Source organism: Halococcus agarilyticus, from assembly GCF_000334895.1.
GTDB lineage: Archaea > Halobacteriota > Halobacteria > Halobacteriales > Halococcaceae > Halococcus > Halococcus agarilyticus.
The window spans coordinates 54307-72656 of the sequence record NZ_BAFM01000015.1 but is presented as its reverse complement, the minus strand read 5'-3'; the positions used below and the strand labels follow the sequence as shown (position 1 = coordinate 72656).

Sequence of the window (18350 nt, the reverse complement as noted above, 5' to 3'; positions counted from 1 at the left end):
AAAGTCCGCCGACCGGCGAAACGCCAGCCGCGAGCGAACGCCGGCGGTCAGTCCGTCGATTCGATCGGTCGCAGCTCCACCGCGGCGGCCTCGAAGTCCTCGACGAACGCGCCCAGGCCGCCGACGTCGTACGTGCCGTCGTCGGTTTCGACGACGAGCGTGTTCTCGACGGGAAAGGAGCTGCTCGCCGGGTCGAGCAGCGACTGGCGGATGTCCACGACGACGCCGTCGAGCTCGGTCGGGCCGTCGTCGTCGTGGAGCGACCGGCCCGTGACGTGCGCGCGGACCGCCGAGCCGGTGCGGCTGTGAAGCGTCGCCTGGAGGACGGCGTGGCGGAAGTCCTCGTACGTCGCCGGCAGCGTCGCGGGGTCGGTGGCGTGGATCTCGGTCGCCATCGGGAAGTAGTTCCCGAGGAACGAGCCGACGATCACCGGCCCGAGCTGCTCCTGGGCGAAGACGATCGCTCGGGCGGAGCTGTTGGCTCGCGAGAGCATCTCGGGCGGGACGACCAGCCCCAGCTCCCGGTCGACGGCGAGGATCGTCGGCGTCGGCTGATCCCACGCGCGAACGACCGAGGCGAGGCCGTCGACCGCGAGGTCGTCGTTCGGGTCCACGCCGGAGACGAGCAGGACGACGAGCACGCCGCGCTCGACGGCGTCGCGGAGTTCGGCGGCGACGTCGTCGAGCAGTCGATGGGGGATCGCGAGCGTCACCTCCACGTCGGCCCGATCCAGCAGTTCGGCGACCCGCTTGATCACGGTGACGCGCGATTTGACGACCTCGAAGCTCTCCGAGCGCGGGGCCGCCTCGGAGAACCGGGATTCGAGCGCGGGTTCCATCCGGTCGAGGTCGTCGGCGAGCGTGTCGACGACGCTTTCCGGCGGGTTCGCTCTGATCGTCGTCGGCACGACGTGGTCGTTGACCTCGACGAACCCCCTCTCGGCGAGCGTCTCCGCGACGCTGTAGACGTGGCGCTTGGAGACGTTCGCCTCGTCGGCGACGACGCTCGCCTTCGCCTCACCCTGTTCCAAGATCGCGAGGTACGTATCGATCTCCTTGCCCGAGAACCCGAACCGCCCCAACAGCTCCTCCAGCGACGACCCGCTCATGCGAGTTCGGTTATCGGGGGTGATATTTACAACGTCCGGTAACGTCCCGCGTTCGTCCGGCGTCGGTGGTTTGGACGTTGCGGATCACCGTGTCGGGCACACGACGACGTCACGAACCCGGAGCCCGTCGTCGGCGCTCACGTCGCATCCGCCGAGCTGATCGGTCGGATCGACGGCCCGTTCGGGCGTGACGGTCGCTGGCTCGCTGCCGAAGTTCAGGACGACCACCAGCCGGTCGTCCCCGCCGCCGCGCTCGTAGGCGACGACGCGCTCGGGATCGCCGGTGTGGACGTCACACGCAACGGGTTCGACGCCGGGCGCACGGAGCGCCGGCCGTTCGCTTCGGAGCGCGACGAGTCGGCGGTGGAACTCGGTCAGGGCGGCGTCGCCGTCGTGCCACCGCATCGTCCCGCGCTGCTCGGGAACGCCACGCTCCTGGCCGTAGTAGATCATCGGCACGCCAGGCAGCGTGAACGTCGCGGCCGCGGCGGGCCGCAGGCTGCCGTCGTCGCATTCGGTGGCGTAGCGGTCCTCGTCGTGGTTCTCGACGTAGCGCATGTGGACTGCCTCGTCGGGGTAGCCGTGCCGACGCGAGTCGCAGAGTGCGTCGAGAAGGGTCGACGCCGGTGTGTCGCCGGTGCCGACGTCGCGCAGCGCGCCATAGAGGTCGGTGTCGTAGTGAACGTCGAACTCGTTCTCCCGGAAGGCGGCGTCGCGCGGCACGGTTTCGTCGAGCAACAGGAACTCCTCGTCGCGGGCCTTCAGACGCTTGCGGACCTCCTTCCAGAACCCGTGGGGGACGCCCCACGCCACGTCGCACCGGAACCCGTCGACGAGCGGGGCCCACTCCTCGACGACGTCGAGCATCCACTGCCGGACGGCGAGCGAGTCGTAGTTCACGTTCGGGATCCGGTCCCAGGTAAAGTAGTGGCCCGGCGCGTCGTCGCCGGCCCAGTCGATGCCCGTCGTGTCCCGCTCGGCCGGGATCCGCTCGTAGTGGTCGGCGTACGCGGGGACGCCCGCGCGCTGCAGCTGGAACGCCGGATGGTCCCGCGAAGTGTGGTTGATCACGAGGTCGAAGATCACCCTGATGTCGGCCGCGTGGAGGCGCTCGACCAGCGACGCGAACGCCTCGCGAGTGCCGAGGTCCGCGGCGGTGTCGAACAGGTCGGTGATGTGGTAGCCGTGGCGCGTGGGGCTCTCACAGACCGGCGTGAGCCAGACGGCGTCGATCCCGAGCGATTCGAGGTAGGGGACCCGCCGTTCGATCTCCTCGAAGGTGGTGTCGACGGTCTCGCCCGCGAACTCGCGGACGAAGATCTCGTAGATGGTCGCGTCGCGGACCCATTCTGGAGGATCGGCGGGGCGGTCGACGGAGACATCGTTCACCGTCCCCCCAGTGCGCTCGGCGTGGATTGTCAACGTGTCGGCGATACTGTGTCGCTCGGCGACGGCGACGGCGTGGACGCGTGCGAGTTCGGGGAGGTCATCGAGAGGAATACGCAGCGTTTCGCCGTCGACGGTCACCGCGTCGCGCGTGAGAGCGTCGCGATCGTCGAGGTGGAACTCGACGCTCGGCTCCCCTCCGTTGGGAGCGGCGTCGGCGGTCGCGGTCACGACGACCGCGTCGTCCTCGTACCGGCCGTCCAGACGAACGCGAGGCCGGCCGGCCCCCTCGACCGTGACCTCGCTCGTGGCGTGTGGGTCGAACGCGTCGTCGAAGGCGAAGATCGCTTCGTGGGTGCCTGGCGGCAGCGCCGCGTCGAGAGTCCACGTATCGCCCTCGCGCTCGGCCCGGTGGGTGCCCATCGTGAAGTCGTTGAACTGCCCGATCACGGCGGCGTGGCCGATCCCGTCGAGATCCCCGTCCACCTCGTCGGCAGTCACGCCGAAGCGCGCTTCGCGGCGGGGGTCCGGGAACGCCCGCACGGTCTGCGTGTGAGTGCCGTCGGGGGCGTCGCACTCGACGCGGTAGATGCCGGGAACGTCCGGCGCGAGATGGACGACCGCACCGTCGTCGATCGACGCCGTGCTCGCCGGGGGTCGATCCACGACCTGCCACGCGTACGCCGCCGACGGATCCGGGTCGCGCGGGGCCAGCTCGACCGACTCGCCGACGTGGAGGAATCGCGGTGGGCCGGGGTGGTGCACACTCCCGGGTCGCCACCGATCCGTTTCACCGTTTCGATCCGACGACGAGTGAACTACAATTACAACAAAGTTATTACGTGCTGGGCGAGAGGTCCACCCAATGCAGCTTCGCGACGCGCTCGACGACCACAGACGTCATCACGGTGACGCCACCCGGTTTCCCGGCGAGCGTCGGACGACGACCGGACACTTTTCGGGCTCCGACGGACGCCTCGTCCACGTCGACGGGGACGGCTCGATCCGGGACTTCAGCTACCCGCTCGTGGGGCTGACCGGGATCGTTCGCTCCCGACTCGGCGTCAGGCCAGTTGGCGAGAACGCCGCGACGACGTGGTTCGACGCCGCGCGAAGCATCCAGCGCTACGACGGCGACACGACGCTCGTCGTGACGGTACACGAGACCGACCACGGCCGGGTGACGCAGTACGACCTCACGCTCGATGAGGGTCACGTCACTCGCGTCGACGTAAGCGAGGCCGACGAGTCGCTCGACGTGGTCGCCGCGGTCGGCTTCGCTCCGGACGGCCGCGACACCCGGATCGGCCAGCTCCACCACGGCGACGCGGTCGAACTGTACCACGCCGCGGAGGCCGACTACCTCGCGAGCGCCACCGGGTTCGACGCGATTCGTGGGTCGGGCTTCGGCGACGTCGCGACGCTCCTCGACGGGACGCCGATCGAGTATCCCCAGACAGAGGGGGAACAGACCTCCGGCGAGGACGTGCTGGGTGGCGATGTCCGCTGTGTCCTGCCGACCGAGGGCGGGACGGCGACGCTCGCGAGCCTGGTGACGAGCCGTGCCGACCGATCGCGCGAGACCGCACTCGACGAGGTCCGGGCGACCGCGAACGAGTACGACGCCGCCGCGCTCGAAGACGCGGCGACCCGACGAGCCGGCGCGTCCGTCGCCACCGGACTCCCCCACGCCGACGCGATCGGGACGGATCTGCGGGTGCTCGCCATGCTCACCGGACGGACGGGGCTCCGGATCGCCGGCCCGGAGTTCGACCCGTACTACACCCATTCGGGGGGGTACGGCTACGCGTGGTTCCGCGACGACGCCGCGATCTCGAAATTCCTCCGTAACGCGGACCACCAGTTCGACCTCGGGCTCGACGACTGGCACGCCCGGAGCGCGAGGGCCTACGCCGAGACCCAGCTCGACGACGGGACGTGGCCCCACCGCGTCTGGGCGTTCGACGGCACGCTCGCCCCGGGCTGGGCCAACGGACGACTAGAAACGGACAAGCGCGACGACTACCAGGCCGACCAGACCGCGAGCGTCGTGTCGGCCCTCGCGACGCACGACGCGGCCCACCACGACGTGCTGGAGCGCGCGCTCGACGCACTCGACGCCGACCTCGCTGCCGACGGCCGGCCAATTGCTGGCGAGAACGCGTGGGAGGACATGACCGGGCGATTCACCCACACCACGGCCACTTTCCTCGAAGCGTATTCGACCGTGGCCGCGTCCGACGGCCCGCTCGCCGACCGGGCGGCCGATCGTGCCGCTGCGGTGTACGACGGCGTGGGCGATCTCTGGTGTGCGGAGCGCGGCGTCTACGCCCTGCGCGAGTACGGCGCGGACCACGACGACGCCGGCGACCTCGACCGACGGTGTGATTCCGCGACGTTCGCGCTCGTCGGTGCTCACCGCGCGTACGCCCGGATCGGCGACGTCAAGGAGGCTCGTCTCGATCGGCTCGTCTCGCACGTCACAGGGGTCGTGGACGAGCTCCGTCGCGACCCCGGTTCGGGAGCGATCGCCGGCCTGGTTCGCTACGAGGGCGACGCGTGGCGACGGCGCGATCAGGAGGGCGAGAAGATCTGGACCGTCTCGACGGCGTGGGGGGCGCACGCCGCCGGGACGCTCGCCGCGATGCTCGAAGAGCGCGACGACGACCGCGCCGACCGCCTCGCCGCGCTGGCCCGGGAGCTGCTCGGGCTCGTCCTCCCCGACGGGCCGCTCGCGCTCGACAGCGGCTACCTCCCGGAACAGGTGTTCGACGACGGCACGCCCGACAGCGCGACGCCGCTCGGCTGGTCGCACGCACTGCGCCTCGCGACCGTCGCACTCCTCGATCGGTACTCCATGTTCGAACGGTCGGCCGTCGCGGCGAACGACTGAACTCCTTCCTCAGGCCGTGACGACCGCCGGCTCCTCGTCTCCCGACAGCAGCGAGTCGCCGCTCTCCGCGTCGAACAGGTGGACGTCCTTCTCGTCGAACGTCACCCGGACGGTGTCGCCGGTCTCCGGTTCGACGTCCGAGTCGACGCGAGCGATGAAGTCCTCTCCGAGATCGAGGTAGAGGTAGTTGTCGCTCCCGATCGGTTCGACGACCTCGACGGTCGTCTCGATCCCCTCGCGATCGTCGGTCACGCGGACGTTCTCGGGGCGGATCCCGAGCCGTGCGGTCGTCGCGTCGGTCGCGGCGACGCGCTCGCCGCGGTCGCCGCCCAGCGCGTACGCGAACCGGCCCTCGTTCGCGAGCGTGACGCCGTCGTCGGTACGCTCGACGGTGACGTCGAGGACGTTCATCGACGGCGAGCCGACGAACCCGCCGACGAACTCACTCTCGGGGTTCGCGTACACCTCCTTCGGCGTGCCGGTCTGCTGGAGGACGCCGCCGTTCAGGATGGCGAGCCGGTCGCCCATCGTCATCGCCTCCTCCTGGTCGTGGGTGACGTAGATCGCCGTGGTTCCCAGCTCCTCCTGGAGGCGCTGGATCTCGGTGCGCATGCTCGTGCGGAGCTTCGCGTCGAGATTGCTGAGTGGTTCGTCGAACAGGAACACGTCGGGTTCGCGCACGATCGCCCGCCCGAGCGCGACCCGCTGCTTCTGGCCGCCCGAGAGCTCGCCCGGCTGGTCGTCGAGCAGGTCCTCGATCCCCATCATCGCCGCCGTCTCGTCGACCTTCGCGTCGCGCTCGTCGCTCCCGAGGTCGGTGCTCATCCGGAGCCCGAACGCCATGTTCTGCCGGACGGTCTTGTGGGGGTACAGCGCGTAGTTCTGGAACACCATCGCCACGTCGCGGCGACGCGCGTGAACGTCGGTGACGTCCTCGCCGTCGATCAGCACCCGCCCCGACGTCGGTCCCTCCAGCCCCGCGATCATGCGGAGCGTCGTGGACTTCCCACAGCCCGACGGTCCGACGACCGTGACGAACTCGCCGTCCGCCACATCGAGGGAGACGTCGTCGACCGCGACGATGCGTCCGCTGTCGAACTCCTTTCTGAGGGTGTCGAGCGTGACGGTTGCCATTCGCTGCAGTCTACGGACGAACGCACATAGTTCTTCCCCTCCCAACGAAATATGCGAGGTGAAATTTCGTCCCAAATTGTATTCGGTCGTCCCGGAGGCGTCCCGCCGTCCGCTTTCCCCGTTTCGAGCGCGCGCTGAGCGACCCTCGCCGAACGCCCGCGGAACCGGTCCTTGCCGCTACTGTGCGGGTCGGTCACATCCCCAAAGAGTTAAGACGTGAACGACTCTTTCATCCAACGTTCACCATGACAACGGATCGCAGAACGCTGCTGAAGCGGATCGGTGGGACGAGCGCCCTGGTGGCCGTCGCGGGCTGCATCAGTGCCCAGCAACAGGGATCCGGGGACGGGACACAGAACGGCGGTGGGGGGTCCGGCGGCGGCAATGGCTCGTCCGCCGGCGGCAACGCCTCGTCCGGTGACGCAACCAACGACTCCGCCGGTGGGACCGGGGGCAGCGACACCCAGTCGTCGGGCCCGGCCGGCACCGCGAAGGCGTGGTACTCGCTCCCGAAACCCGAGATCCCCGCCCGGAAGAGCGCGATGCAGGCGTTCAACGAACAGTCCGAACACACGATCGAAGGTGCGGACATCTCGGATCTGGAGAAGAAGACCACGAGCGCGGTCCCCGCCGGCCAGGGGCCACAGACCTTCGAGTGGGCGCACGACTGGGTCGGCGATTACTTCCAGCGCGGGTTCGTCGTGGATGGGAGCGACGCACTCGACGTGAATCTCGATACGTTCACGAGCGCGGCCGCGGGGGCCGTCCAGTTCGAGGACAACGTCGTCGGTCTCCCCCACTCGGCGGAGACGGTGACGCTGATCTACAACACCGACATGGTCGACGAGGCCCCGACGTCGGTGTCGGAGATGGTCTCGGTGATGGAGGAACACCACGACCCGGACAACAGCACGTACGGGTTGAGCTACCCGTTCGACCCGTACTTCACCAGCGCGTGGCTCCAGTCGTTCGGCGGGTACTACTTCGACCCCGACAAGGATCCGATGCTCGGGGTCGACAGCGAAGAGACCGTCCGTGGGCTCGAGTTCGCGCTCGAAAACCTCAAGCCGTACATGCCGAACGACCCGAAGTACGAGCCGCAGGCGGCCGCCTTCGCCGCGGGCAACGCGGCCTTTGCCATCAACGGCCCGTGGTATCTCGCCACACTCAACGAGAAAGGGGTGAACTACGAGGTCACGACGCTCCCGACGCCCGACGGCGGCGAGCCGAACCCCTACACCGGGATCACGATGTGGTATTTCTCGAAGGGGATGGAGCAAGACGACGCCGCGACGAACGCCGCGCGGAGCTTCGTGGAGTGGTACGTCACCAACGAGGACCACCTGCTGAAACTCGCGAAGGACCAGGGATCCATCCCGGTCCTGTCGAGCCTCGTCGGCAGCGACGAGCTGCCGAGCGAGGTCCAGGCGTTCTCCAAGACCGTCGAAGGGGGGACGCCGATGCCGACCCACCCGAAGATGAACAAGGTCTGGCCGGCGATGGAGACCGCGCTCATCAAGGCGTTCAACGGGGATGCCGCCCCGGAGGCCGCCCTCAGTCAGGCCGCAACGACCATCGAGAACAACTGGGAGTGATCCACTCGTGAGCACGGTTTCGCGTGTCGCGCGCCGCATCGAGACGATCCCGTTCCTCGAGAAGCGCGACGTCTCCCTGCTGTTCGTCCTCCCTGGACTGTTCGTCTTCGCGGCGTTCATGCTGTTCCCGGTGGTGTATCTCGTGGGGATCTCGCTGACGAACGCCGAGCCCGCGACGCTGTTCGCCGGCGAGGGGGCCGCCTCGGTCCTCACCTTCGGGGAGGCGACGTTCGTGGGGCTCGAAAACTACGTCAGCGTCCTCACCGACCCCCAGTTCTGGAACTCCTTCGGGATCACGTGGCTGTTCGTCGCGACCAGCGTCGCGCTGAAGATCGGACTCAGCCTCGGGATCGCTCTGGTGGTGACCAGCGACCGCGTGCGCGGCAAGCGACTCATGCGGTCGTTCATCATCCTGCCGATGGGGCTGCCCGCCATCTTCACCGTCACGGTGTGGCGCGGCATCTTCAGCTCCGCCGAGTTCGGGCTCGCGAACCAGTTACTCTCCGCACTCGATCTCGGGACGATCTCGTGGCTCTCCGGTCGCTGGTCGGCCTTCTTCGCGTACAACATCACGGAGGCGTGGCTCGCGTACCCGTTCATGGTCATCATCACGGTGAGCGCGCTCCAAGACGTGCCCGGCGAGCTCCACGAGGCGGCGAAAGTCGACGGTGCGGGGTACGTTTCGCGGTTCGTCCACGTGACGCTGCCGTCGATCAAACGCCCCGTGCTGTTCGCGTCGATCCTCACCGCCGCGGCGTCGTTCCAGCAGTTCCTCATTCCGTTCGTGTTCAACCAGGGCGGCCCCGCCCGCGCGAACGAGCTGATCGTGGTGTACGGCTACCGCGAGGCGCTCTCGTTCGCCGAGTACGGTCGTGGCGCGGCGATCAGCCTCGTCGCCGTGGCGTTCATCGGCGCGTTCATGTGGCTCAACGTCAAGCGTGGGCGACTCGCCGACGGGGTGGCCGAACAGTGAGTCTCGTCACCAGAATCGGTCGCCGGCTGAAAGGGGACGCCCGGAGCCTCGCGCTCCGACCGCTGGCGGCCGCCCGGGATGCGGCCTACACGGTACAGGGGGTCAGACGCGGCAAAATATCACCCCTCGAACCGCTGAAGACGGTCGGGGCGACCCTCGGTGCCCTGCTCGTCGTTCTCCTCCTGCTGTTCCCGATCTACTGGATCCTCACGGCCGCGCTCTCCGGCTCAGGAGGCTCGATCTACTCGTCGGGCGGGCTGGCGCTGCTCCCGAAGAACCCGTCGCTGCAGCCGTTCCTCTGGGTCGTCGGCGATCTCGTCGTTCCGGCGTACACCGTCTCCCTGAACGTCCCCGTTTCCGATCTCGCCATCGTCGTCGACACGCCGGAACTCGTCGTCCTCGACGTCTCACAGTACGGCGTCGAGAACCCCTCGGGGTTCAAGGGGTTCCTCTGGAACAGCCTCACGGTCGCGATCCCGACCGTCGTCATTGCCATGACGCTGGTGGTACCGGCGGCGTACGCGCTCTCGCGCCGGGAGTTCATCCTACGCCGGAAGGTGCTGTTCGTGTACGTGTTGATGACCCAGGTCGGCGGCGGGCTCGGCGTCGCGCTGTTGATCGGGCTGTACACCGTCTACGTCCAGTTCGGCATCAACGACAGCAAGCTCGCGCTCGCGGTATACTACGCGGCGACCGCGGTCCCGTTCAACACGTGGCTGCTGAAGACGTACATGGACGGCATCCCCGTCTCGTACGAGGAGGCCGCCGTCGTCGACGGTGCGCCGCCGTGGCGCGTCCTCACCGAGGTCATCCTGCCGCTTTCGGCCGCGGGACTCGCCACGGTGTTCGTCTTCACCTTTCTCACCGGCTGGACGGAGTTCGTGGTCGCCCAGACCCTGCTCGGCACCGAGAACTACACCCTGCCCGTCGGACTGTACTCCCTCATCAGCGAGTACTCCATCCCGTGGGCGCGCTTCTCCGCGTTCGCGCTCACCTTCGCGACACCGATCATGCTCGTGTACCTGTTCGCCCAGCGCTACATCGAGGGGGGACTCTCGTTCAGCGGCATGGAGGGGTGATCGACTGCCGCGACGTTCGACTCCGATGGGTCGAGAACGAGTGAGCGGTTTTGCAACGAAGGGACGAGACAGATCCGGGTCGATTTGCTTCACTCGAAAGAAAGAACGACGACGAGAACCGTTCGGGATGTCGAGCAGTTGTCCGATCGACTGCGGGGATCAGCCCGGCGAGACGCGCCACGTCGTCGACTTGGCGCGGCCCCACTTCTCGATCTCGATGTCCTCGGTGCGCTCGGCCAGCCGCGGGAGGCGAACGCCGACCTGTTTCGAGCTCAGGCCGAGCTGGTCGGCGATGTTCTTCGACCGGAAGTACCGCTCCCCACGGGCGACGCTGTCGTGGAGGTACGCGAGGATCCGGCGGTCCTCCTCGGTGAAGTCGGTCATTACGTAGACTACGGTCGTGACGCCCTTAATCCTTTGTAGCGATTCGACGCCTGGCCGCGCGGCGTCACCCGGAGAGGTGGATCCCCACGACGAGGATCGCCCCGGCGAGCACCGCGGCCGCAAAGCCCCACGCCGCGACGACCTGACTGTGTGCGAGCGCCGCGGCGAACGCCACGAGCGCGCCAGCGAGGCCGAGCAGTCCGAACAGCACCGCGAATCCCACGCCGCGATCGGTCCCGACGGTTTCGGTGGCCATGCCACCGCTATCGGTCGCGGGGACTTAGGTGGTTCCATGCCGCGGAGGTTATGCTGCCGCCGGCCCGAACTCCTCCAATGAGGCGATCACCCCGCCGATGAGCCTCCGCAGCGTGCTCCGGACGCTCGTGCTCGCCGTCGTCGTTCTCTGCGTGATCGTCGCGGGCGCGGTGGCGTTCGGGGTGGTCGATCGACCGTCGGTCGCCGCCACCGAGAGCCGGTTCGCGAGCGTGAACGCGAGCACGACCGTCGCCGAGACCGACGTGATCGTCGCCAACCCGAACCCGGTCGGCGTCCGCCTCAGCAACGCCACGGTCGGCCACACCATCGCGATGAACGGGATCGAGATGGGGGCCGCCACCACGGAGGGGTTCCGGCTCACCACGGGGAACACGACGATCGGGCTCACGACCCCCATCGACAATCGACGGATTCCAGCGTGGTGGGCGAGTCACGTCCGGAACGGCGAGCGGACGCGTCTCGTCGCGACCGCACGCGTGCGCTCGTCGCTGCTCGGCCGCACCGCCACCGTCAGGGAGACCGAAGTCGTCGAGACCGGAATCACCGACGCGTTCAACTCGACGGAGCCGCGCCCGGTGAACGCGAGCCTCCCGCTGATCGACGATCCCGTCCTCGTCGTCGATCGGACGAGCGCGACGTGGGGCGACGTGACCGAGGGGACGACGACGCTATCGAGCGATATCGTCGTCTCGAACCCGAAATCCATCCCGTATCCGATCTCCCGGATCGAGTACGAGATCGCCATGAACGACGTGACCGTCGGCAACGGCACCACCGCTCGCGGGTACACCATCCCCGCGGAGGGCCGGGAGACGATACGCGCGGACGTGACCATCGACAACGGCGAACTCGACGAGTGGTGGGTCTCACACCTCGAACGGGGACAGCGCACCGATCTCCGGGTCGACCTCACCGCCGTGGTCGAACTCCCCGACGGCGAGACCGCGAGGCTCCCGCTCGACGGGCTCGGATACGACACCACGATCGAGACCGACGTGCTCGACGACGGCTGATCGACGGTCGATCGGCTCCACGAGCGGAGGGACTCGTGCCGACACGCCGAACCGCTCCGGAGCCACGGGGCGGCAAAGGTAATTGTGTCCTCGGTCGTGAGGGGCGACCATGCAACGGCGGCTCGCGATCGTCGTGGTCCTCGTGTGTGGCGTGCTCGCGGGCTGTTCGCAGCTGGCGTCGCCGGTCGGCGAGGCGACACCGCCGACGACGGACTCGCAGGATCGCGCCACCGTCTCACTCGTCGAGACGTCACAGCCGACTGAGCCGACGCCGACGGCGACCGCGACCGAAGCCCCGACCCCAACTGCAACATCGACCACCACGGCGACAGCGACACCGACGCCCACAGCGACCGCAACGCCCACTCCGACGGCAACCGCGACGCCGCTTCCCACACCGACGCCGACGCCCGAACCGGCGACGCTGACGATCGTCCGCCTTGACGCCGAGCGCGAGATCGTCGTCCTCCGCAACGTGGGCGGTCGCCCGCTCGATCTCGACGGGTACGCCGTGGACTTCGACGACGGCCAGCGCTACACGTTCTCCCGGTACGTGCTCGAACCGGGCGACACGCTCACGCTCCACACCGGCCGGGGTGACGACGCCGGAACGGAGCGCTACGCCGGCTTCTTCTCGCCGGTGATCGACAGCAGCGGCGACACGGTGCTCGTCGAGGACCCGAACGGGCGGATCGTCGCCGCTCGTCAGGCGTCGGCGGGGACGACGACAGCGGGCGGCTGACACGCGGGTTCCGGTCGGCGGAGGCGAGCCCGAACGACCGAACTACAGGATCGTGGTGTGTTCCGATTCCTCGTTGAGCGCGAGGTTGGTCGCGATCTCGGCGTTCCGGACGGCGTACTCCGCGGTCTTGGCGAGGCTGACGAGCACTTCGCGCACCCGGAGCAGGCTCTCGTTGTCCATCTCGGGCAGGTCGTCGAGGATCTCGCTCTCGCGGTCGTTGATCTCGGCGAACAGCCGCCGGACCTCGATCGTGCACTCGAAGTCGCGTTCGACTGCCGCCTGGACCGCGAGCGCGGAGATCTCGTCGACCTGATCGGTGAACTCCCGGATGCGCCGCACCGTCGCGTCGTCGACGTCGAGCTTGTGACCCGGGGCCTCCATCGCGATGTCCGCGATGTCCTCGGCGTTGTCCGCGGTGAGTTCGAGGTTCTTCGCGATCGCGCGATAGCCCACGAGCGGGAAGCCATCGTCGAGCCCCACCGCCCGCGCGAGATTGGGGTTCTGGTAGGCGGTGAAGATCAGCCGGAGGAGGAGGACGAAGATCTTGTTGGCCTGGCGCTCGCGATTCAGCGCGCGCTGGGCGAAGTCGGGGTTGCCGAGCGCGAGCGCCTTCACGGCCTCCTCGCGCATCGTCGATCCCGTCGATTCGAGCCGCTCGAGGAGGTTGTCGAGCGTGAAGTCCTCGGGATCGACCGAGCACCGGATCGCGATGCGTTCGGGGGTCTCCTCGATCACGCCGAGGCCCATCAGCTGGGTTTCGGCGTTGTAGACCGCGTTGATGTGTTCGGAGTCGAGCGTGCCCTCCGCGACCTCGACGTGGATCACTCGCCGACCGAGGACGTACTGGGCGACGATCGCGCGTTCGACCGCGGCCGCGTCGAGGTTCTCTGCGTGGATCGTCGCCTTCGACTCCTCGGTCTGTGCCGACTCGGACATCACCGTGAGGGTTCCCTTGCCGCTCGTCCGGAGGGACACCTCGTCGCCCTTCTCGACGTCGTGTGCCGACGCCCACTCCGCGGGCAGCGTCATCGCCAGCGTCGAGGGGCCCAACCGCTGGACCTTCCGCGTCTCAACCATGTCGGGAGTCGACGCGCCCACACACCTTAATCTTCTCCCTATGCCACTAAAGGAAGCCGGCAGCCTACTAGTTCATCCGCCGAACGCTACACCACCTTCAGCAGCCGGCGCTCGACCCGCCCGATCCTGACCTTCCGCCAGCCCCGGAGTTCGTCGTCGAGGTCCCGGTCCCCGGTGTCGACCCGCAGCACGCCGATGTCGTCGAGCTTGCGCCGCGAGGCCACGATCTCGATTTCGGAGCGGCGGAGCACGTCCGGCGAGAGCTGCTGGTTGCCCCGGCCGAAGACGAACCCCTGGCCGCCGATCGGCGAGACGACTATCACTGCGCGCTCGCCGAGCACGTCGAGGATCTCGTCGGCGCTCGCGTCGCGGGCGAGCACCTCGCCGGTCGGCCACTCGCCTGCCTCCGGCCCCGCCGGGTCCGCACGCCAGACGTCGACACCGAGCGGCGTTCCCTCGAACCCGAGTTCGCGCTCGATCGCGCCGACGGTGCTGCCGGGGCCGAGGACGTACGTCGTCCCCGGCTCTACATCGCTCGCGACCCCCGCCGCGAGCGTTTCGACGGTACCGCCGCCGAGCTGTTTGCTCGATTGGACCTCCTCGGCGATCGGAACTTGGGCGATCGCCCGAAGCTCGGTGTGGACCTCGCCCTCGCGGTAGGCGTCCTCGTCGATGTCGTTCACTTCGCGGGACTCGGTGTCGTCGAACGTCGCCGCGATCCGGCCGGCCGCGCGGGGCGAGACCGCAAAGACTGAGGAGTAGATCTTGACGCCGGCCGGCACCCCCAGAATCGGGATGTCACTCTCCCGATCTTCGAGCGTCTCGGCGACGTCGACCGCGGTGCCGTCGCCGCCGACGAACAGGACGAGGTCGACCCCTTCGTCTCGCGGCTCCGCCGCTCGACCGTTCCGTTCCGCCGCCGGCGGAACGTGCTCGACGAACCGGCGGACGGCCTCGCGGGTGTCGGCGGCGCTCGTCTCCGTGGGAGGATCGGTCACGACCTCGCACTCGAAATCGAGGCCGGCGTCGCGGACGATCGACGCGCCCATCTCGCCGCCGGCAGCGAGGAGTTCGATCGTCTCGCCCGCGTCTGCCGCGTGGGTCGCGAGCGATGCGAGCGCGTCGCGGGCGCGGCCTGGCGCGCGCGGTTCCGCACCCCGATCCCGTGCCTCCTCGACCTTGCCGTCGGTTCCCTTCAGTCCGACGCGGCCCCCCATCCCGGCGATGGGGTTCACCACGAAGCCGACTCGTCGCATGCCGTCGCTACCGCCGGCGGCGGCAAAAGGCGTCCGGCCCGGGTAGTATGGGGCTCGAATCGGGCTCCCCGCTCGGATGGAACGCTTAAATCCCGGGCGTGCAAGCGTCCGGCATGAACGCGATCGGCGTCCTCCTTCAGGAGAACGTACAGACGGGTATCATCAACGGAGCCGGCTACGCGGTCACGATCGCGGGAATCGTCCTCGTCGTCGCGTGGTGGGCGTATCTCTATCGCTGAATCGATCGATCACTCTCCGGAGACGTCGTCGGCTCCGCCATCTCTATCCGCTGGCTCCGCCACGTCGACGCGTTCCGTGAGCCACGCGGCCGCCGCCGACGCCTCGTCGGCATCGTCGCTCTGGAGCTTGAGCCGGACGTGCTCGCCCGGATAGCTTCCCACTGTAACGTCGAAGCGCTCCCTGACGGCGGCGATCCGATCGAGCAGCGCGCTCTCGGGTTCGGCGGCGTGGACCCACTCGACGTGGGTGGTTGTGCCCGAGAACTCCCCCGCGACCGTCTCGAACATCGCGTGCATCTCCGCTGGGACGCCGGGAAACACGTACACCGACTCGACCACGCAGCCCGGCGCGACCCCGGCCTCGTTGTGGAGCACTCGTGCGCCAGCCGGGAGGTCTGCGGTGCCCGCGGCGAGATCCGCGCGCTCGTAGCCGCCGTGCTCGGCGAGCCACTCGATCGCCTCGTCGCTTGCTTCGAGATCGCGATCGAACGCGCGCGCGACGGCATCCATCGTGAGGTCGTCGTGGGTCGGCCCGAGCCCGCCCGTGACGAGCACGGCGTCGTGGCGGTCGTGGAGCTCGGTGACGACCTCGGCGATCGTCTCGATCCGATCGGGCACCACGACGCACCGCTCGACGGTCGCGCCGCGCTCGGTGAGTCGGCTGCCGAGCCACGCGGCGTTGGTGTTCACGGTGTCGCCCGCGAGGAGTTCGTCGCCGACCGAGACCAGGCCAACGCGCATGGCCGGCGTTGGATGGCGGGTGATAAAAGTCCGCAGGTACCGGGTCGACTCGGAACGGTACGACTACTCTTCGGAACGAATCCAACAGCCGCTGGGCAGTCGATCTGCAACGGATCGTCCGCATCCGTCACCGGACACGAACCGATCGATTCACCCCTCGACGGCCGCCGTGGGCTGATCGGACGGCTCGTACTTCGTCCGGAACTCCCCGATGAGCTGCCCCATCTTCGCGTACCAGTCGTTCAACATGCGTTGCATCTCGTCAGCGACGACATCGGGATCGGTCGGCCGGAAGACGTGATAGTAGCCACCCTGTTCGTAGTTGACCTGCTCCTTCTGGACGAACCCCGCCTGGAGCAGTCGCTGGAGCGAGCGATACACCGTCGAGCGTTCCCGGTCGACTTCCTCGGCGATCTCATCGACAGTCAGGGCGTTGTCATGACTGACGACGACTTCGAAGCAGTCCCGGTCGAGATCGGTCAGACCGTGGAAACATTCGAGGAGCCCCTCACACTCCATGTCCGCACGAAGATACTCCGCCATCGAGTCGGGCATTGGTTACGCCCCGTAGGGCTGGCGCGAATAAAGACGTTGTGCATGCTCCGCACGACTGTACACGACCATCACGGTCGAGCTCCTGTCGTCGAGGGAGCGGCTCACTGTTCGGTGTCGCCCCAGACATCGACGTCGGTCAGTCGGAGCTCCCCGTTCGCCTTCCACGTCCGCGGTCGGCAGGCGACTACGGTTGCAGCGACGAAGAACGCGGCGACGAGTCCGGTTACGACGACCCCGGGAATGGCACCGATCGCGGCACTCGCCGGCCACCCGGTTGCCTGCATGAAGGCAGTGATCCGGATAAACCAGGCGACGAGGAGCACGGCCATGAGTGGCAGATATACGCGGCGCAGGCGATGGGCGAGCGCCTCCTCGAAGCTGATCTTGATCTTCGGCTGGCGGTAGTCCTCGCTCAGCTCGCGTCGCCAGTGGGGGTCACTGATATCTTTGGACGCATCGAGCGCGTTCGCGAAGACGTTCTCCTGCATCAGTCGCACGCGCGACCGCCAGAGGTCGTAGCCACGGTATCGACGGGCCTCGATCACGAGGAAGACCGTGATCATCGCCAGCCCGATCAGCACGATGTAGTGGGGATTGTTGCCCGTGAACGCCCACGTCAGGATCGCTGCCATGATCGTGATGGCCCAGTTGGTCGTTCGATCGAGGCGCTCGCGCCAGAACTTCATCCGGTGGACCTCGCCGCGGTAGAGATGGGCCATCGACGAGCCGGGACCCATCCCCTCCTCGAACATCCCGCGACCGATGTGGCGCTCGACCTCTCCGGTTGGATCGAAGGGTGTGTCGTCGCTCACGAGTCCTCCTCTATCCACGATAGCTGTTCGCGGTCGGTGTCGTGCTCGTATTCGATATCGTGCTCGTGTTCGGTGTTTCGCATCATCTGGGAGTCGAATCGGGTACGATCAGTCGCTCGGTGTGACCGTTCTATCGGTTTCCTGTCGATACGCGCGCCAGTAGCCCTGAGCGTACGCACCGAGGAACATCCCGGCAATCCCGAGTAGGATCGGGTAGTTCCCGATGCCGAGACTGGCGTACGCCGAGCCGGGACAGAGCCCCGAGATCCCCCAGCCGACGCCGAAGACCGCTCCGCCGAGGAGCACGCTGCGGTCGAAGGATCGCTCGCGTTTGCCGTAGGGATCGCCGGTGAGCGGTGCACGGTCGAGGTGGCGCATCGCAAGCGTGATGACGGTTCCAGTGACGGCCGCCGCTCCGCCCATCACGAAGAGGAGTCCGAGATCCTCCAACTGGAGGAAATCGAGGACGATCTCGGGTCTCGCCATCCCGCTGTAGGCGAGGCCGAACCCGAACAGCGATCCGCCGACGGCGATCAGCGGCACGAACAGCGGGTGACGGGTATCGCTCGCGCTCATGGCGTCACCCCGATCGCCTGCATCGAGAGCGCGGCCCCAATCGCGACTGCCATGAACGTCGCGACGTTCGCGAACGAGGTCCGCGACAGCGACGCCAGCCCGTTGATCCCGTGGCCGGAGGTACAGCCCTTCCCGATCCGCGTCCCGACACCGACGAGGACGCCACCGCCGAGCAGTCGCCACGGCTGGACGTCGGTCGTCCAGCCACCCTGTCCGAAGAGGAGGGCGTAGACGGCCGCGCCGGCGACCATGCTCAGCGTGAAAACGAGCCGCCAGTCACGTGTGGCGAGATATTTCGCCCGGTTGAATCGCGGGATCGTCGAGACGTACGACAGCGTCGACTCGAAGAACGTGCTCGCACCCGGCGTGATCGCTGTTCCGAGGTAGATGATCGAAACCCCAAGCCCGATGAGGACGCCGCCGATGGCGTACTGGCCGATCCCGCGGGGGAACAGCCCCGCGAGCGACGCCTGTCCGATGACCGTCAGGACGTCGAACTGTTCGATCATC

The 18350-nt window shown here is 67.9% G+C and carries 19 protein-coding genes; 7 read left to right on the top strand and 12 right to left on the bottom strand.

From position 1 onward, the window contains the following. Positions 1-47 precede the first annotated feature (47 nt). Together TX76_RS12755 and TX76_RS12750 are read right to left on the bottom strand one after the other, a co-directional pair. Positions 48-1109, bottom strand: coding sequence for a TrmB family transcriptional regulator sugar-binding domain-containing protein (locus TX76_RS12755; RefSeq protein ID WP_049902883.1), 1062 nt, complete (start codon positions 1107-1109; stop codon positions 48-50). An 84-nt stretch (positions 1110-1193) separates the two neighbouring features. Then, positions 1194-3260 carry an alpha-amylase family glycosyl hydrolase gene (locus TX76_RS12750; protein ID WP_049902882.1) on the bottom strand — a complete coding sequence of 689 codons (2067 nt, stop codon included), beginning with the start codon at positions 3258-3260 and terminating at the stop codon, positions 1194-1196. A gap of 100 nt (positions 3261-3360) precedes the next feature. Here TX76_RS12750 and TX76_RS12745 point away from each other — a divergent pair, with 100 nt between their 5' ends. Continuing rightward, positions 3361-5388: a glycoside hydrolase family 15 protein gene (locus TX76_RS12745; protein ID WP_049902881.1), complete on the top strand. Its 2028-nt coding sequence runs from the start codon at positions 3361-3363 to the stop codon at positions 5386-5388. A 9-nt stretch (positions 5389-5397) separates the two neighbouring features. Here TX76_RS12745 and TX76_RS12740 read toward each other — a convergent pair whose 3' ends face one another. Further along, entirely contained in the window at positions 5398-6522 is a 1125-nt protein-coding gene (locus TX76_RS12740) for an ABC transporter ATP-binding protein (protein WP_049902880.1), read from the bottom strand. A gap of 245 nt (positions 6523-6767) precedes the next feature. On the opposite strand from TX76_RS12740, the gene TX76_RS12735 reads away from it, so the two are divergent. The 3 genes from TX76_RS12735 to TX76_RS12725 are packed head-to-tail and all read left to right on the top strand — an operon-like array spanning position 6768 to position 10169. Then, on the top strand, positions 6768-8117 hold the full coding sequence (locus tag TX76_RS12735; protein WP_049902879.1) for an extracellular solute-binding protein: 1350 nt from the start codon (positions 6768-6770) through the stop codon (positions 8115-8117). Between the two features lie 7 nt (positions 8118-8124). Then, entirely contained in the window at positions 8125-9090 is a 966-nt protein-coding gene (locus TX76_RS12730; protein WP_049902876.1) for a carbohydrate ABC transporter permease, read from the top strand. Beyond that, positions 9087-10169: a sugar ABC transporter permease gene (locus TX76_RS12725; protein ID WP_049902873.1), complete on the top strand. Its 1083-nt coding sequence runs from the start codon at positions 9087-9089 to the stop codon at positions 10167-10169. Before TX76_RS12730 ends, TX76_RS12725 begins: the two co-directional genes overlap by 4 nt. A 159-nt stretch (positions 10170-10328) precedes the next feature. On the opposite strand, the gene TX76_RS12720 is transcribed toward TX76_RS12725, so the two are convergent. Together TX76_RS12720 and TX76_RS12715 are read right to left on the bottom strand one after the other, a co-directional pair. Continuing rightward, positions 10329-10553 (bottom strand): DUF7123 family protein, encoded by a 225-nt coding sequence (locus TX76_RS12720; RefSeq protein WP_049902872.1) that lies wholly within the window; start codon positions 10551-10553, stop codon positions 10329-10331. 64 nt (positions 10554-10617) lie between these two features. Further along, on the bottom strand, positions 10618-10809 hold the full coding sequence (locus TX76_RS12715) for a DUF7525 family protein (RefSeq protein ID WP_049902871.1): 192 nt from the start codon (positions 10807-10809) through the stop codon (positions 10618-10620). Between the two features lie 97 nt (positions 10810-10906). On the opposite strand from TX76_RS12715, the gene TX76_RS12710 reads away from it, so the two are divergent. Continuing rightward, entirely contained in the window at positions 10907-11842 is a 936-nt protein-coding gene (locus TX76_RS12710) for an LEA type 2 family protein (RefSeq protein WP_049902870.1), read from the top strand. 109 nt (positions 11843-11951) lie between these two features. Beyond that, positions 11952-12584 carry a lamin tail domain-containing protein gene (locus TX76_RS12705; RefSeq protein ID WP_049902867.1) on the top strand — a complete coding sequence of 211 codons (633 nt, stop codon included), beginning with the start codon at positions 11952-11954 and terminating at the stop codon, positions 12582-12584. A 42-nt stretch (positions 12585-12626) separates the two neighbouring features. Here TX76_RS12705 and TX76_RS12700 read toward each other — a convergent pair whose 3' ends face one another. Both TX76_RS12700 and TX76_RS12695 read right to left on the bottom strand, forming a co-directional pair. After that, positions 12627-13661, bottom strand: coding sequence for a phosphate signaling complex PhoU family protein (locus TX76_RS12700; protein WP_049902909.1), 1035 nt, complete (start codon positions 13659-13661; stop codon positions 12627-12629). A gap of 86 nt (positions 13662-13747) precedes the next feature. Then, positions 13748-14917 carry an ATP-NAD kinase family protein gene (locus TX76_RS12695; RefSeq protein ID WP_049902866.1) on the bottom strand — a complete coding sequence of 390 codons (1170 nt, stop codon included), beginning with the start codon at positions 14915-14917 and terminating at the stop codon, positions 13748-13750. Positions 14918-15030: 113 nt separating this feature from the next. Between TX76_RS12695 and TX76_RS18520 the strand changes: the two genes are divergently transcribed. After that, positions 15031-15156: a hypothetical protein gene (locus TX76_RS18520; protein WP_267462367.1), complete on the top strand. Its 126-nt coding sequence runs from the start codon at positions 15031-15033 to the stop codon at positions 15154-15156. A gap of 9 nt (positions 15157-15165) precedes the next feature. Here TX76_RS18520 and TX76_RS12690 read toward each other — a convergent pair whose 3' ends face one another. The 5 genes from TX76_RS12690 to TX76_RS12670 form a co-directional block, all read right to left on the bottom strand. After that, entirely contained in the window at positions 15166-15897 is a 732-nt protein-coding gene (locus tag TX76_RS12690; protein WP_049902865.1) for a competence/damage-inducible protein A, read from the bottom strand. Positions 15898-16047: 150 nt separating this feature from the next. Continuing rightward, positions 16048-16452, bottom strand: coding sequence for a helix-turn-helix domain-containing protein (locus tag TX76_RS12685; RefSeq protein ID WP_049902864.1), 405 nt, complete (start codon positions 16450-16452; stop codon positions 16048-16050). A 101-nt stretch (positions 16453-16553) separates the two neighbouring features. Next, entirely contained in the window at positions 16554-17264 is a 711-nt protein-coding gene (locus TX76_RS12680) for a DUF2270 domain-containing protein (protein WP_049902863.1), read from the bottom strand. A 108-nt stretch (positions 17265-17372) separates the two neighbouring features. Next, on the bottom strand, positions 17373-17840 hold the full coding sequence (locus TX76_RS12675; protein ID WP_049902862.1) for a YeeE/YedE family protein: 468 nt from the start codon (positions 17838-17840) through the stop codon (positions 17373-17375). Further along, on the bottom strand, positions 17837-18349 hold the full coding sequence (locus TX76_RS12670) for a YeeE/YedE family protein (RefSeq protein WP_049902860.1): 513 nt from the start codon (positions 18347-18349) through the stop codon (positions 17837-17839). Before TX76_RS12670 ends, TX76_RS12675 begins: the two co-directional genes overlap by 4 nt. Position 18350: the final 1 nt, after the last annotated feature.

Excerpts from the sequence above, each read along its gene's own strand:
- TX76_RS12740 (WP_049902880.1), bottom strand. The coding sequence starts at position 6,522 with ATGGCAACCGTCACGCTCGACACCCTCAGAAAGGAGTTCGACAGCGGA.
- TX76_RS12700 (WP_049902909.1), bottom strand. The coding sequence starts at position 13,661 with ATGGTTGAGACGCGGAAGGTCCAGCGGTTGGGCCCCTCGACGCTGGCG.
- TX76_RS12745 (WP_049902881.1), top strand. The coding sequence starts at position 3,361 with ATGCAGCTTCGCGACGCGCTCGACGACCACAGACGTCATCACGGTGAC.
- TX76_RS12720 (WP_049902872.1), bottom strand. The coding sequence starts at position 10,553 with ATGACCGACTTCACCGAGGAGGACCGCCGGATCCTCGCGTACCTCCAC.
- TX76_RS12675 (WP_049902862.1), bottom strand. The coding sequence starts at position 17,840 with ATGAGCGCGAGCGATACCCGTCACCCGCTGTTCGTGCCGCTGATCGCC.
- TX76_RS12695 (WP_049902866.1), bottom strand. The coding sequence starts at position 14,917 with ATGCGACGAGTCGGCTTCGTGGTGAACCCCATCGCCGGGATGGGGGGC.
- TX76_RS12670 (WP_049902860.1), bottom strand. The coding sequence starts at position 18,349 with ATGATCGAACAGTTCGACGTCCTGACGGTCATCGGACAGGCGTCGCTC.
- TX76_RS18520 (WP_267462367.1), top strand. The coding sequence starts at position 15,031 with ATGAACGCGATCGGCGTCCTCCTTCAGGAGAACGTACAGACGGGTATC.
- TX76_RS12710 (WP_049902870.1), top strand. The coding sequence starts at position 10,907 with ATGAGCCTCCGCAGCGTGCTCCGGACGCTCGTGCTCGCCGTCGTCGTT.
- TX76_RS12705 (WP_049902867.1), top strand. The coding sequence starts at position 11,952 with ATGCAACGGCGGCTCGCGATCGTCGTGGTCCTCGTGTGTGGCGTGCTC.
- TX76_RS12715 (WP_049902871.1), bottom strand. The coding sequence starts at position 10,809 with ATGGCCACCGAAACCGTCGGGACCGATCGCGGCGTGGGATTCGCGGTG.
- TX76_RS12755 (WP_049902883.1), bottom strand. The coding sequence starts at position 1,109 with ATGAGCGGGTCGTCGCTGGAGGAGCTGTTGGGGCGGTTCGGGTTCTCG.
- TX76_RS12735 (WP_049902879.1), top strand. The coding sequence starts at position 6,768 with ATGACAACGGATCGCAGAACGCTGCTGAAGCGGATCGGTGGGACGAGC.
- TX76_RS12690 (WP_049902865.1), bottom strand. The coding sequence starts at position 15,897 with ATGCGCGTTGGCCTGGTCTCGGTCGGCGACGAACTCCTCGCGGGCGAC.
- TX76_RS12685 (WP_049902864.1), bottom strand. The coding sequence starts at position 16,452 with ATGCCCGACTCGATGGCGGAGTATCTTCGTGCGGACATGGAGTGTGAG.